General features: G+C 63.0%; 11 protein-coding genes. 2 read left to right on the top strand and 9 right to left on the bottom strand.

Annotated features, from left to right (window positions below):
* Window positions 1-21 precede the first annotated feature (21 nt).
* The 8 genes from ACZ9C1_RS20195 to ACZ9C1_RS20160 all read right to left on the bottom strand — a co-directional run bounded on the left by ACZ9C1_RS20195 (window position 22) and on the right by ACZ9C1_RS20160 (window position 10,313).
* Window positions 22-822 carry an RHS repeat-associated core domain-containing protein gene (locus tag ACZ9C1_RS20195; protein ID WP_457378257.1) on the bottom strand — a complete coding sequence of 267 codons (801 nt, stop codon included), beginning with the start codon at window positions 820-822 and terminating at the stop codon, window positions 22-24.
* 160 nt (window positions 823-982) lie between these two features.
* Window positions 983-1,930: an RHS repeat-associated core domain-containing protein gene (locus ACZ9C1_RS20190; protein WP_476254309.1), complete on the bottom strand. Its 948-nt coding sequence runs from the start codon at window positions 1,928-1,930 to the stop codon at window positions 983-985.
* Window positions 1,931-2,509: 579 nt separating this feature from the next.
* Window positions 2,510-3,280: an electron transfer flavoprotein subunit beta gene (etfB, locus tag ACZ9C1_RS20185; RefSeq protein WP_457378228.1), complete on the bottom strand. Its 771-nt coding sequence runs from the start codon at window positions 3,278-3,280 to the stop codon at window positions 2,510-2,512.
* A 10-nt stretch (window positions 3,281-3,290) separates the two neighbouring features.
* Window positions 3,291-4,523: an electron transfer flavoprotein subunit alpha gene (gene etfA / locus ACZ9C1_RS20180; protein ID WP_457378229.1), complete on the bottom strand. Its 1,233-nt coding sequence runs from the start codon at window positions 4,521-4,523 to the stop codon at window positions 3,291-3,293.
* Entirely contained in the window at window positions 4,523-6,475 is a 1,953-nt protein-coding gene (dgcB, locus tag ACZ9C1_RS20175; RefSeq protein ID WP_277502507.1) for a dimethylglycine demethylation protein DgcB, read from the bottom strand. Before dgcB ends, etfA begins: the two co-directional genes overlap by 1 nt.
* A gap of 176 nt (window positions 6,476-6,651) precedes the next feature.
* Window positions 6,652-8,712, bottom strand: a complete 2,061-nt coding sequence (gene dgcA / locus ACZ9C1_RS20170; protein WP_038707195.1) for a dimethylglycine demethylation protein DgcA — start codon at window positions 8,710-8,712, stop codon at window positions 6,652-6,654.
* A 15-nt stretch (window positions 8,713-8,727) separates the two neighbouring features.
* Window positions 8,728-9,258: a DUF5943 domain-containing protein gene (locus tag ACZ9C1_RS20165; protein ID WP_012316656.1), complete on the bottom strand. Its 531-nt coding sequence runs from the start codon at window positions 9,256-9,258 to the stop codon at window positions 8,728-8,730.
* Window positions 9,259-9,335: 77 nt separating this feature from the next.
* Window positions 9,336-10,313 (bottom strand): dipeptidase, encoded by a 978-nt coding sequence (locus tag ACZ9C1_RS20160; RefSeq protein ID WP_011536164.1) that lies wholly within the window; start codon window positions 10,311-10,313, stop codon window positions 9,336-9,338.
* Between the two features lie 275 nt (window positions 10,314-10,588).
* Here ACZ9C1_RS20160 and ACZ9C1_RS20155 point away from each other — a divergent pair, with 275 nt between their 5' ends.
* Entirely contained in the window at window positions 10,589-10,990 is a 402-nt protein-coding gene (locus ACZ9C1_RS20155; RefSeq protein WP_046857459.1) for a lysozyme inhibitor LprI family protein, read from the top strand.
* Between the two features lie 55 nt (window positions 10,991-11,045).
* Here ACZ9C1_RS20155 and ACZ9C1_RS20150 read toward each other — a convergent pair whose 3' ends face one another.
* Window positions 11,046-12,722: a DUF4153 domain-containing protein gene (locus ACZ9C1_RS20150; RefSeq protein WP_110700272.1), complete on the bottom strand. Its 1,677-nt coding sequence runs from the start codon at window positions 12,720-12,722 to the stop codon at window positions 11,046-11,048.
* A 350-nt stretch (window positions 12,723-13,072) separates the two neighbouring features.
* Between ACZ9C1_RS20150 and ilvD the strand changes: the two genes are divergently transcribed.
* Complete coding sequence (ilvD, locus tag ACZ9C1_RS20145) at window positions 13,073-14,914, top strand: dihydroxy-acid dehydratase (protein WP_046857461.1); 1,842 nt, start codon at window positions 13,073-13,075, stop codon at window positions 14,912-14,914.
* The last annotated feature ends 49 nt before the right edge of the window (window positions 14,915-14,963 follow it).

Below are 14,963 nucleotides of genomic sequence, written 5' to 3'. Positions count from 1 at the left end.
GATTGTGTCAACGAACTGTTCTCAATTCGTTTCGCTCCGGAAACCGAATACATCATCAGAGAGTGGCGTTGTAGCACGTGAAGTGCTTGCCGAGCTCCCTCCAGCAACATATCCAGAACCTGAACTCGAACTTGAGGACCGCCGCTCTGCGTTTCTCCTGCGCCGAACGCCTTCATTCTCGTAAGTGAAAATCGCAGAAGGGCTGCCAGCAGTACCCTCAACCGGTGGATGAATCATGCTTCCGGTCGAATCACCTCCTCCCAGCTCCGCGTCTGGTACCGCTCTCGGCACTCCTCTAAACAAAAGCTTCAGGTTTTCGGTGACTCGCTGAACCGGTTGCGCATCCTCACCAAATATAGACCGGCCTACCCTGATCACATTTCCTGTGAGAGAGGTCGCAGTTCCCACTGCCGCTACGACGGGAGCTCCCGGAGCACCGGCTAAAGTAGCCGCCGCACCTGCCAAGCCAATCGCCGCCCCCCCCAGAATTGCACGGTTTACATTGACACCTAAATTATCCTTCGGTGGTGTGCCGAGCACGACCCAGCCAATCGAAAAGGCATTGTTGACCAGGCCCGTAATACGACCGACTTGAGCAAAGGTAGTGATGACATGGCCAGACGGATCACGTCGGTTAACGGGATCACCGGCACAGTAGGCGTATGCGTTAGCTCCTCCCTCGCCGAACGGGCTCCATGAGTCCGCACTGAGAAAACGCATCAGGATCGGGCTGTAGACACGGTAGCTACCCAGCAGATAGCCACCCAGGTTCGACTCGATTCGCTGACCGGTGAAGCCCAATGCCGCAGCATCGGGAGTCATTCGAAAGTGGCCGTACGGACAGTAGGTGCGATAGGCGTTGTTTGAAGAGCCCAAAGTAACAAGTGGGCTTTCAAGTCGATCGGTAGTCAGTAGGCGGCTGCTCACGAACCGGTACCCCCATGATGAGAGAAATGAACAAAGTTGAACCGGACAGTTAGATCTATATGGTTTCGATTAAATTTTCCAGTTCACGAACATTCACCATATTGTCACTAGGTGAAACGACGGGGTTGTTGCTGGAGGTAGAAGAACCACTACCCGACCCTGGCACCGTTATTTGAAGCAGCCCCCCAAATCCCCCAGCAATATTTTGCCTGCTACCATGCGGTCTAGTGCCAGATGTTGAGCTGCTGCTATCAGTGGGCGTTGTGGGTGGGCTCGAGCCGTTCGAGGGTGGCCTGCTTCCCCCCCTTGAAAAGCTTTGCACATCGCCCTGTGCCCCAGGCTGGTTCCGCCACATGCTTCTGAGACCATCGAATGTGGTTGCCGTACCTGCGAGATTCATCGTAGTAACGCCAACGGTCGCTATATCAGCCCCGGAAGGGTGGCCTTGAAGCTCCATGGTTCGTCCAGCAGCGTAAATTCCCGCTCCCACAATCCCGCTTACAACTCCCCCCACGGACGTTCTGGAGAAGGGCTCTTTGAGCCACCAGCTCGCAAGCAGTACCGCAACACCCGCCACCAAGGGCAGGACGCCTGCATAGTCGTTCATCGCACTGCTGAATCCATAACCACCCTGTGTGGTAGTCGCCAGCGTCGAGGAGGGAGTGATAGGCATGTTACGGCGCCCACCCCGGTCATGCCTGTTAATGGGATCGCCCTGGCAATAGGCATAGCTATTCAAACCACCTTCAGCGAAAGGGCTCAATCGGTCAGGCGAATGGAAACGCCGCACGACCGGGTTGTAAACCCGATGCCCATTGCCAAGCAAGTACCACCCTAGAGCAGGGTCACGCGGCTGGCCGACAAAGCCCGTTACCGAGGTCAAGGCCCCAGCGCAGGCCGGACGATGGCCATAGGGGTTGTATGTAGTCGATAGGTTCTCGAGCGACTCAAATATAACCAGAGGCGTTCTCGCACGGTCACCGGCGAGCAGCGGTGCGTTCATTCGTGGGGCCCTTAAAATGTTGGCTCCTACGAATCTATCAAGGCCATGAGGAATGCGAACCTGTCAAAAGTGATAGGTCGAGCCGGCAGAATCATTGGAAGGATCAATGCACACCTCCCCAGTTTACCCACAGCTCCACCCACCGCCCCTGTTGACAACCTCAACTGACTTGTCAGCGCCTTTGCATCCATGCGCTTGGCGCGATGCATTGCGTGGCTCTCAGAGGCGTCTCCCACGACTGTACGTTTTTCGATCAATTGCTCGAAGGCCCTGTGTCCAGGGGGCTGGAGTGATGCCTGAACATGTTATCCACAGCCCTGCCAACAGCAACTGTGCGTAAATGGTAGAAATATCGGATTAGCCGACGCCCATTAATTGCACAAATATTGTTCAATTCCTTGGAGGCTATACCGTGCAAGGGCTGTAGAGAAGCGCAAACAATTTATCCACATGTTGGCAAACAGATTTCGTGGGTAAGAGCTGAAGTCCCAATGACTCTAGTGAACTTATCCACATAGCAGAACTGCGAGCAGACCTGTTCCCACCACATAATCAATCATCCCTGGTGCCGCACCGACTTCAGCGCAGCACCCCCTCCTCCATCAGCAACTTGAGAATGGCCTCGGCTCCTTCCTGTGGAGAAACGTCCTTAAGCACCTTGCCGCCCCCGCCACTGGCCTTGGCCGTGGCGGCCTTCATGCGGTCTGCCCCACTTTTGGCCTTGATCACCTTGAGGCGCTTCGGCCGTGGGCGGGCCGGTTGCAGGGCATCTTCGGCCAGCACAGTGTCTTCCAAGACCTCCACAGTGCTTGCCGCCAGCACCCCACGCCTTGCCGGGCCAAAGGCTGACTGCCGTGGCTTGGGTGCGGCGTTGTCCACAGTCGCCAGCAACGGCAGGCGCACCTTCAGACGGCGCCGCTGCCCCCGAGGTAAGGCCTGCAGCACCTGGGCAGTGCCGTTTTCGATGGACTCGACCTCGGCCAACCCCACCACCAGCGGCCAGCCCAGTTTCTCGGCCAGCAGGAACGGCAGCATGCCGGAGCCCTCGCCGGTTTCCGCCTGGCTGCCGGTCAGCACCAGTTGGGCACCCGCATCGCGTAGATAGTCGCCAAGCACACCCAATACATCGGCGCCAGTAGGCTGTTCCAGCACATCCAGATGATCCAGCCCCATGCCCAAGTAGGCACGCAGCGCCTCTTCACGAGGATCGCCAGCATGCACCACCTGCAAGTTATCCCCAGCCAGTTGCAAGCCCAGTTCGACGGCACGGGCATCCTGCTCGGCGCGTCGGGCGCGGCCGGAGCTGGGGTGGGCACCGATGGAAACCAGGCTGATGACTTTGGTACTCATGCTTGTGCCCCTATGCTGCATCGCGCTGGCCGCCGCTGCGGAAGTTGTCCACAGCCTCGATCAGAGCCTGGAGAATTGCCGAGCTGTCGCCAATCACCGACAGGTCAGCCCGTTTGATCATGTCGCAGCCCGGGTCCATGTTGATTGCCACCACCTTGTCGCAGGCGCCGATGCCCTGCAGGTGCTGGATGGCGCCGGAGATACCCACAGCCACGTAGACCCGCGCCGTGACCCAGGTGCCGGTGGCGCCGACCTGGCGGTTGCGCGGCATGAAGCCATCGTCCACTGCCACCCGCGAGGCACCCTCTGTAGCGCCAAGCGCCGCCGTGGCCCGATGGTATAGGTCCCAGTCCTTGACACCGTTGCCGCCGGAGACGATGAACTCGGCCTCGGCCATGGCGATGGCGGCCGGGTCCACGGCCACCGAGCCAAGGTCTTCGATGCGCGACAAGCTGCGTGCCACGCCTGTGGACAACTCCACCGGCAGGGCTTCATGGCGAGTCTCGCTTACCGGCTCGGCGCATTCGGCGGCGGCCAGGATCAAGCGTGGCGTGGCGCGCTGGATATCCTGCTGGCCTGCGCCAGCACGGCCGATGCACTGGCCATCCTTGACCTGCCACACCCGCGTCGCCGGGCGTTCACCCAGGGCCGCGCCAAAGCGTCGGCCCAGTTCGCCGCCACCGCTTCGGCTGTCAGGCAACAACCAGTGGCGTGGAGTGAACTGGTTATCCACAGCCCGTAGGCCCTGGACCAGCTGTTCCGGTGCATAACCCTCGAAGGCCTCACCCTCGATGACCAGCAGGCGGTCGACACCGGCTGTGGAAAAGTTGGTTTCCTTGTGTTCGCCGAACACTATTGCCAGCACTGCGCCGTCGTTACCGGCGAGGCTGTGGGCCAGGCCCAGCAGGTCGCGGTCGTGGCTGCCGAGACGACCGCCGACCATGTCCGGTACCACGGCGATATAGAACGCAGGCGCAGCCACGCTGTGCAGCGGCAACTGCACTTCGGCAGCTGCTGTGCGCCGGCCGCCGACACTGGTGCCCTGCTGGGCGCCGCTGCGGTCGATGCGCTTGAGGCCGTTGGGGCCGATGAAGCCGGCAGCAATCGCATGGGGATTCTTGCGCATCAGCCCATTGGGGCCCATCCAGCTGGTTTGTTGCGTCTGCATGGCCGCATGCAGCGGGTGCAGGCGGTTACGGGCGATCCACTCGGCGCGTGGGTCGCGGCGGATGATGTCGCTCATCAGTGCACCTCCGCAGGTTCACGTTTGGCCGCTGGCGACTTTGCGCTGGCGGGGGCCTCATCTTCGATCAGTACATCGGCGACCAGCTCGGCCAGGTCCTTGATCTGTGGGCGCGGTTCGACCACGCCTTCGAGCATCGCCGTGCACTGCGGGCAGCCCACGGCCACCAGCTCCGCTTCGGTTTCGCGGATATCGTCCATGCGCATGTCGGGGATACGCTGCTTGCCGGGGATATCGGTGATCGGCGCACCGCCGCCTCCGCCACAGCAGCGGGAACGGAAGCCCGAGCGCTGCATTTCGCGTACCTCGATACCGAGGGCCTTGAGCACGTCGCGCGGGGCTTGGTACTCGCCGTTGTAGCGGCCCAGGTAGCAGGGATCGTGATAGGTCACGCTACCGCCCTTGTGCTGGCCGAGGTTGAGCTTGCCGGCGGCGATCAGTTCGGCGATGTAGGTGCTGTGGTGCTGCACCTGGTACTCGCCGCCAAGGGCGCCGTATTCGTTCTTGAGTACATGGAAACTGTGTGGGTCGCAGGTGACGATGCGCTGGAACTGGTATTTGGCCAGGGTCTGGATATTGCGCTTGGCCAGCTGCTGGAAGGTCGCTTCATCGCCCAGGCGGCGCGCCACGTCACCGCTGTCTCGCTCTTCCAGGCCGAGCACGGCGAAGTCGACGCCGGACGCCTTGAGCACTTTGACGAAGGCGCGCAGGGTGCGCTGGTTGCGCATGTCGAAGGCGCCATCGCCCACCCAGAACAGTACCTCGGTGGTTTTCACCTCTGAGAGCAGCTGCAGGTTGAGGTCGGCCGCCCAGTTCATCCGCCCGCCGGGGGCGAAGCCGCCGGGGTTGTCGGTGGCGATCAGGTTGTCCAGCACCTCGGCGCCCTTGTTCGGCGTGGCGCCCTTTTCCAGGGTCAGATGGCGGCGCATGTCGACGATGGCATCGACGTGCTCGATCATCATCGGGCATTCCTCGACGCAGGCGCGGCAAGTCGTGCACGACCACAGCGTCTCGGCATCCACCAGGCCGTTGACGATCGGCTGGTGCGGGTGGCCGCCATGCTCGCCGATCGGCTTGCCCGGGTACGGGCTGCCGGCGAACCGCGCGTCGGTGCCACCGGCCAGGCCGATGACCATGTCCTGGATCAGTTTCTTCGGGTTCAGCGGCTGGCCAGCGGCGAACGCCGGGCACATGGCCTCGCATTTGCCGCACTGCACGCAGGCGTCGAAACCGAGCAACTGGTTCCAGGTGAAATCCACCGGCTTTTCCACGCCCAGCGGCGCATTCGGGTCTTCCAGGTCCAGCGGCTTGAGGCCCGTGGAGCGGCCACCGCCAAAGCGCTCGGCGCGGCGGTGCCAGGCCAGGTGCAGGGCGCCGGCGAAGGCGTGCTTCATCGGCCCGCCCCACGTCATGCCGAAAAACAGCTCGGACACGCCCCACAGCACGCCGACACCCAGCAGTGCGACCAGTACCCAGCCGCCCGTGCCTTCAGGCAGGATCCCCGCCACCGGCAAGGTGGCAATGAAGAAGCTCGCCGCGAACATCAGCAGGCTCTTGGGCAGGCGCATCCACGGGCCCTTGGACAGCCGGGAGGGCGGGTCCAGCCGGCGTTTGAAGACAAACAGGGCGCCACTGAACATGATCACCGTGGCCACCAGCAAGGCGTAACCGAGGATCTTGCTGTGCAGGCCAAAGCCATGCACCAGGATCGCCAGCACGGCCGAGAGCACGAAGCCGCCAGCGGTGGCCACGTGGGTCTTGGACATGTACTTGTCGCGCTCGACCACATGGTGCAGATCCACCAGGTAGCGCCGTGGCATGGCCAGCAGGCCACCAAGCAGGTCAACCTTGCTCGGCCGCCCGCGCCGCCACATGCGCACCCGGCGCAGGGCGCCGAGCACCGCCAAGGCGAGGGCGGTGAACAGCAGGATGGGTAGAAGGGTGTTCAACATGGGAGGCTCCCACAACAGCGGTAAGCGTGCGCCGGTCCCTGTGGGAGAGGTCGGTGGGAGCGGGCTTGCCCCGCGATAGCGTCCGATCGGCCAATCAGGTTGCACCTGCTGACGCTATCGCGGGGCAAGCCCGCTCCCACCGTGTTCTCCGTACAGGAACCGCGTTGGTCCTGGGCTCAGAAATCCTTGCACAGCCGCAAGGCGTCGTAGATCGCCGCATGCACGTTGCGCTGGGCCACGCAGTCGCCGATGCGGTACAGCAGGTAGCCCTCGCCCGGCTGGCTGAGGATCGGCTGCGGCTTGATGGCGAACAGCGCCTCGACGTCGATCTGGCCCTTGTTGCGCGAGCCGTCCTTGAGCGCGTAGTACAGCTGCTCGTCGGGACGCACACCGTTTTCCACCACCACCTGGTCAACCACCCGTTCTTCCTTGGCGCCGGTGTACTCGTTCTCGAGCACCGCCACCAGCTTGTCGCCTTCGCGGTAGACCTTTTCCAGCATCATGTCGCCGGTCATGATCACTTCTTTCGGGTACATGCTGCGGTAGTAGGTCGGGAAGGTGGTGCCGCCCATGGCCACGCCCGGCTTGATGTCGTCGGTGACGATCTCGACCTGGCTGCCCTTGTCGGCAATGAAGTCGGCCACCGACATGCCGGTGAACTCACAGATGGTGTCGTACACCAGCACGTTCTTGCCCGGCGCGACCTTGCCGTCGAGCACATCCCAGCTGCTGACCACCAGGCCTTCGGCAGCGCCCCAGTGCTCGTTCTGTTCAAGGAACGAGTGCCCACCCACCGCCAGCACGATCACATCCGGGCGCAGGTCCTGGATGGTCGCCACGTCGGCGGCAGTCCCCAGGCGCAGGTCGACCTTCAGACGTGCCAGCTCCAGCTGGTACCAGCGGGTGATACCGGCAATCTGGTCACGCTGCGGGGCCTTGGCGGCGATGGTGATCTGCCCGCCAATCTGCTCCTTCTTCTCGAACAGGGTCACGTCGTGACCACGTTCGGCTGCCACGCGGGCCGCCTCCATACCGGCGGGGCCTGCGCCAACCACCACCACCTTGCGCTTGACCCCGGTGGTCTTCTCGATGATGTGCGGCACGCCCAGGTATTCGCGGGAGGTGGCCGCATTCTGGATGCACAGCACATCCAGGCCCTGGTACTGGCGATCGATGCAGTAGTTGGCACCGACGCACTGCTTGATCTGGTCGATCTGGCCCATCTTGATCTTGGCGATCAGGTGCGGGTCGGCCATGTGCGCGCGGGTCATGCCAACCATGTCCACGTAGCCGCCTTCGAGAATGCGCGTGGCCTGGTTCGGGTCCTTGATGTTCTGCGCGTGCAGCACCGGAACCTTGACCACTTCCTTGATGCCGGCCGCCAGGTGCAGGAACGGCTCCGGCGGGTAGCTCATGTTGGGGATGACGTTGGCCAGGGTGTTGTGGGTGTCACAGCCCGAGCCGACCACGCCGATGAAATCGAGCATGCCGGTGGCGTCGTAGTACGCGGCGATCTGCTTCATGTCCTCGTGGCTGAGGCCATCGGGATGGAACTCGTCACCGCAGATGCGCATGCCCACGCAGAAATCGTCACCGACTTCCTTGCGCACGGCCTTGAGCACTTCCAGGCCGAACTTCATGCGCCCTTCGAAGGTGCCGCCCCATTCGTCTGTACGCTTGTTGACCCGTGGGCTCCAGAACTGGTCGATCATGTGCTGGTGCACGGCCGACAGCTCGACGCCGTCCAGGCCGCCCTCCTTGGCCCGACGCGCAGCCTGGGCGTAGTTGCCGATCACCCGCCAGATCTCTTCCACCTCGATGGTCTTGCAGGTGGCGCGGTGCACCGGTTCACGAATGCCCGATGGCGACATCAGCGTGGGCCAGTTGAAGCCGTCCCAGCGCGAGCGCCGGCCCATGTGGGTAATCTGGATCATGATCTTGGCACCATGCTTGTGCATGGCGTCGGCGAGGTTCTGGAAGTGCGGGATGATGCGGTCGGTGGACAGGTTGACCGAGGCCCACCACTCCTGCGGGCTGTCGATGGCCACCACCGACGAGCCGCCGCAGATCGCCAGGCCGATGCCGCCCTTGGCCTTCTCTTCGTAGTACTTCACATAGCGGTCGGTGGTCATGCCGCCGTCGGTGGCATATACCTCGGCGTGCGCGGTGCTGAGCACGCGGTTGCGGATGGTCAGCTTGCCGATCTGGATCGGCTGGAACATTGCTTCGAAGGCCATGACGCTATCTCCGGCTTACAACGGCTTTGTAACGAACAGGCCATCTTCGTGGCCTTCTTCCGACCCGCCGTAGACCTGCTCGGCCACGGTGCGGATCGAGCTGCCGCGAGCGGCGAGAATCTGGTCCATGGCGCCGGCGAACCAGCCGGTGAACATGTAGTCGACCTTGCGGCCGCACTTGCCGTACACGTACACGAACGCCGAGTGCTTGAGCTTGACGCTGCAGGTGCCTTTATCCAGGTCGATATCCTGGATCTCGAACAGGCCCCAGCCACGCTGGCTCAGCCGCTTCATGTAGTGCTCGAACACCGCCACCCCTTCCAGGCCATGGCACTCGGCCTCTTTCTCGCACCAGTGCCAGGCGGACTTGTAGCCGGCCTTGTAGAGGATCTCGGCGTAGGCGTCGGCACCCAGCACTTCCTCGATGCCCATGTGGTTATTGACGAAGAAATGCCGCGGCACGTACAGCATCGGCAGGGCGTCGCTGGTCCAGACACCGGTCTCGCTGTCGACTTCGATTGGCAATTGCGGGGCGATCTTGGCCATGGAAACTCAACTCCATAAAATTTTTTGTTTGGGTGCCCCGGCGTTGCTGGCAAGGGCTTTCAGGCTTGGAGAGCGGCTTACTCGCCCCAGACGTCTTTCAACACGTTGACCCAGTTTTCGCCCATGATCTTGCGCACCACGCGCTCGGAATGGCCGCGCTTGAGCAGCGTCTCGGTCAGGTTGGGGAACTCGCCGACGGTGCGGATGCCCAGCGGGTTGATGATCTTGCCGAAGTTCGTCAGGCGCCGGGCGTAGCCCTTGTCGTGCGTGAGGTACTCGAAGAAGTCCTGGCCGTGGCCCTGGGTGAAGTCGGTACCGATGCCGATGGCGTCTTCACCGACGATGTTCATGGTGTACTCGATGGCCTCGGCGTAGTCGTCGATGGTCGAGTCGATGCCTTTGGCCAGGAACGGCGCGAACATGGTCACACCGACGAAGCCGCCGTGGTCGGCGATGAACTTCAGCTCTGCGTCGGACTTGTTGCGCGGGTGCTCCTTGAGGCCCGAAGGCAGGCAGTGGGAATAGCAGACCGGCTTCTTCGATTCGAGGATGACCTCCTCGGAGGTTTTCGAACCGACATGGGACAGGTCGCACATGATGCCGACGCGGTTCATCTCGGCGACGATTTCGCGGCCGAAGCCCGACAGCCCGCCGTCACGCTCGTAGCAGCCGGTGCCGACCAGGTTCTGGGTGTTGTAGCACATCTGCACGATGCCCACGCCCAGTTGCTTGAACACGTCGACGTAGGCGATCTGGTCCTCGAACGCGTGGGCGTTCTGGAAGCCGAAGAGGATGCCGGTCTTGCCCAGTTCCTTGGCCTTGCGGATGTCGGCGGTGGTGCGCACCGGCATCACCAGGTCGCTGTTTTCGCGGATCAGCTTCTGGCTGGAAGCGATGTTGTCGACGGTGGCCTTGAAGCCCTCCCACACCGACACCGTGCAGTTGGCCGCGGTCAGCCCGCCCTTGCGCATGTCCTCGAACAGCTCGCGGTTCCATTTGGCAATGATCAGGCCGTCGATGACGATGCTGTCGGCGTGAAGTTCGGCTGGGCTCATCAGGCTGTCCCCTTTTATAGAAGTTTGCTGGCGCCGAACCTTGTGCCGACGCTTTGGGGCCAGCATATGCCTGCGGCTCGAGGCGCCCCGATGCAAAAACGACAGGGGGTTTGCCGAAAGCGTCAATGGCCGACCTGGCACGCTCTAACGCGCCCCTCGGCAATGAGAGCGAGTCTCGACAACGCTGTTTCATGAACATTTTCTCGGGGAGCTATCGCCCGGGCCTGGGCTGAGCGAGAATCCAGCGCATCGTCAGCCTCTTCAGGAGAAACCCGATGAAATCAATGGCATGGCTGGTCTTGCTGGCAGTGGCTTTCGGCGCGCACGCCGCCGAAGAGGAGAGCACCCCCTGCGACAACGTCGAGACCGACCAGCAGGGCTATGCCTGCGCCGCCTACAACAAGCAGACCGCCGAACGCGAGCTGAAGGCGGCCTATGACGACCTCATGCAGCGCATTCGCGACCAGTACGCGGATGAAAGCGACAAGGCCGCGGCGCTGAGCGGCAAGATGGAAGCCGCCGAGAAACTCTGGACGCAGCTGCGTGACGCCGACTGCAAGGTCGAGACCTGGGCCGAGAAACCCGGCAGCAAGGCGTTCGAGGCAGCGTGGGACACCTGCGTGGCGCAACGTAGCGATGAGCGGTCGGAGTACCTGCAGGGCATCGGCCAGCAATGACCTTTGGCCCGCGACGGGCCGCCAAGCGGCCCCCGGGAAGTTTCCGCGCCGGGCGCTAGCGCCTGAAGTCAGGCCGCAGCTCCTGGCCATCGATGCTCAGCGTCTTGTAACGCGGCGCCACCAGTTTCACCGCCCCCTCGCGAATCCCGTTGGCCAGGCTTTCGAGGTTTTCCATGTTGCCGCTCAGGCTGCCCACCTCGCGCCACTCCCGGTCTTCCCAGGTGAACACGAACAGCTGCGATGCATAGGTGTGCCGGGGGATCATCAGCACTTCGTTGTGCCCGTCGCCATCCAGGTCGACTGCCCACAGGTAGCAGCCCTTGCCACCGCACTGGCTTTGCGCAAGCGTCGCGTCGGCCAATGATTCGCTACTCGATTGCACCGGCCCGAGCCACTCGAACTTCGGGCCATGGTCTTCGGCCACTGTCGGTTGACGCACCTGGGCCATCAGCACCAACAACTGCTGGCGGCGGCCCGCATCGAACAGTTCATCTGTCTGCAGCCGCTGCTCGAGCTGCTCGAAGGCTTCACGCCCCGGCTGGCCGAGGTCGCGATACAAGGTCTCGGCGTCGAACTCGGTGATCGGCGTGTACCCGTTGACCAGGCGCTGGACCTGGTTCCTCGCACTCAATGCCTGCGGATCGAGCAGCGGCGTGTAGAACACCACCACCAGCAGCGCACTGAGCAGGGCGATCCATGGATTGCTCAGGCGCAGGCTGTGCAGCCAGGCCTGGCGCGAAGCCAGCACCGACCAGACCGCCGCCAGGCCGTGCGCCAGCATCACGCCCACCAGCATCGACGCCATGATCCGTGACGGTGTAAGCCCGTATTGGTCGATACGCAGCCAGCTCGCATAGGCCGCCAGGCCCACCAGCACCGGCAGGCACAGCAGGCTGGCCTCCACCAGACGCTTGAGCGGCGCGGGGTAGACGCTACCTTGCCGGCCATCCTGGAACACGCCGTTGACCAGGAACAGGTTGATGCCCGCCAGTACCAGCAGAAGGGTGGTCGAATAGCCGGTGTTCCACACCGGTTGCAGGCCGGAGAATGGCAATGTCAGGGTGAACAGCACGGCGATCAGCGCGCTGAGCGGCAACAGGAAGCGGCACAGCGTCAGCAGGATGCCGCGCAGCAGGCCGATGATCTTCTCGTTTTCCCGCCCCATGCGCATGCCCAGCGAAAACACCACCGGCAACACCAGCCAGAGAAACACCGGTGACTCCACCGCGTCCTTGACCTGCGGGATACCCAGCATGCTGAACAGCAGCGCGCACAACCACAGCAGTTGCCAGAACAGGCCGGTCAGCAGCTGTGCCAGGAAGACAATGAACACGTTGTTCCAGGCATGCCGGAACAGGTCTTCGTAGCGCAGGCGCAGCCCTTCGCCGGTCGGCCAGGCGAGAATGAACGCGGTACCGATATAGGCCAGCACGACGGCGGCCAGGCACCAGGTCTGCTGCAGCCAGCCCATACGCCCGGTATCGAGGAGCCAGGCACTGATCCCGCTGAGCAGCACGGTCAGGCCCAGTACCAACCAGCCGGTGCCACGCTGCAGCACCGCGCTGCCAAGCAGTTGCAGGTTCACGCCCGCTACCGCCACCGCGACGCACAGGGCTACCGACAGGCTGAAACCCAGCAGCTGACCCTCCCCCTTCACGGTGGTGAGCCACACCACGCCCTGAATCAGGCCGATGACGACGTAGAACAATAAGGAGCGACTTGGCGCTGGCATTGCAAATCCTTTTGGCCAGAGGAGTAGAAGGCGCGCAAGTCTACCGAAACCGGCCCCCTCCACACCAAGGCCTTTACCTTGCGGGCTGGCGGCAGCCAATTATCACAACGCCATTCCCTCACGAGCGCGGCGGTGTAGAATCGGGCTATTCATCGCCAGACACCCCCGGCGGGTTTATGAGCTCTGGTCGAGCCTGCGGCGATCCCGCGCGGTCCTTCGACCCCCATCCGTGCCTGTGGCAACCGGCCTTCGGCGTATTAGGACAAGAGAAGCTCACTCCCTGTTTGGGTTTGCGGAAAAGCACTTTTCTCGCAAAGCCAGTGACCTGATTAAGCCGCCAGGAGCGCTCCATGCCTGATTATCGTTCCAAGACCTCCACCCATGGCCGCAACATGGCCGGCGCCCGCGCCCTGTGGCGCGCCACCGGGATGAAGGATGAAGACTTCAAGAAACCGATCATCGCCATCGCCAACTCGTTCACCCAGTTCGTCCCGGGGCACGTGCACCTGAAGGACCTGGGCCAGCTGGTTGCCCGCGAGATCGAACGCGCCGGTGGCGTGGCCAAGGAATTCAACACCATCGCCGTGGATGACGGCATCGCCATGGGCCACGACGGCATGCTCTACTCGCTGCCCAGCCGCGAGATCATCGCCGACGCCGTCGAGTACATGGTCAACGCCCACTGCGCCGACGCCATCGTCTGCATCTCCAACTGCGACAAGATCACCCCCGGCATGCTGATGGCGGCCTTGCGCCTGAACATCCCGGTGATCTTCGTCTCCGGTGGCCCGATGGAAGCCGGCAAGACCAAACTGGCCAGCCACGGCCTGGACCTGGTCGACGCCATGGTCATCGCCGCCGACTCCTCGGCCAGCGACGAGAAAGTTGCCGAGTACGAGCGCAGCGCCTGCCCGACCTGCGGTTCGTGCTCCGGCATGTTCACTGCCAACTCGATGAACTGCCTGACCGAGGCCCTGGGCCTGGCTCTGCCGGGAAACGGCTCCACGCTGGCGACCCACTCCGACCGCGAGCAGCTGTTCCTTACCGCGGGCCGCACCATCGTCGAGCTGTGCAAACGCTACTACGGCGAGGGCGATGCGTCCGTGCTGCCGCGCAGCATCGCCAACTTCAAGGCGTTCGAGAACGCCATGATGCTCGACATCGCCATGGGCGGCTCGACCAACACCATCCTGCACCTGCTGGCCGCGGCCCAGGAAGGCGAGGTGGACTTCGACCTGCGCGACATCGATCGCCTGTCGCGCAAGGTGCCGCAGCTGTGCAAGGTGGCGCCGAACATCCAGAAGTACCACATGGAAGACGTGCATCGCGCCGGCGGCATCTTCAGCATTCTCGGCTCGCTGGCCCGTGGCGGCCTGCTGCACACCGACCTGCCGACCGTGCACAGCCCCAGCATGGAAGAAGCCATCGCCAAGTGGGACATCACCCAGACCGATGACGAAGCGGTGCACACCTTCTTCAAGGCAGGCCCGGCCGGTATCCCCACGCAAACCGCCTTCAGCCAGTCGACCCGCTGGGAAACCCTGGACGACGACCGCGAAAACGGCTGCATCCGCAGCTTCGAGCACGCCTACTCGCAAGAGGGCGGCCTGGCCGTGCTGTACGGCAACATCGCCCTGGACGGCTGCGTGGTGAAGACCGCCGGCGTGGATGAGTCGATCCACGTGTTCGAGGGCAACGCGAAGATCTTCGAGAGCCAGGACAGCGCGGTACGCGGCATCCTCGCCGACGAGGTGAAGGCCGGCGATATCGTTATCATCCGCTACGAAGGCCCGAAAGGCGGCCCGGGCATGCAGGAGATGCTCTACCCGACCTCGTACTTGAAATCCAAGGGCCTGGGCAAGGCGTGCGCGCTGCTCACCGATGGCCGCTTCTCCGGCGGCACCTCGGGCCTGTCCATCGGCCATGCCTCGCCGGAAGCCGCCGCAGGCGGCGCCATTGGCCTGGTGCGCGATGGCGACAAAGTGCTGATCGACATCCCCAACCGTTCGATCAACCTGCTGGTCAGCGACGAAGAGCTGGCCGCGCGCCGTGTCGAGCAGGACAAGAAGGGCTGGAAGCCGGCGGAAGTGCGCCCACGCAAGGTTACTACCGCATTGAAGGCCTATGCCCTGCTGGCCACCAGTGCCGACAAGGGTGCGGTGCGTAACAAGGCAATGCTCGAAGGGCTGTGAGGCTCTGAAGGCAATAAGAACCGGCGCCTGGTGCGCCGGTTTTTTTATG

It is taken from the genome of Pseudomonas sp. TE21435 (genome assembly GCF_056279265.1).
The sequence above is the reverse complement of the archived record's forward strand: the minus strand, read 5'-3'. Positions and strand labels throughout refer to the sequence as shown.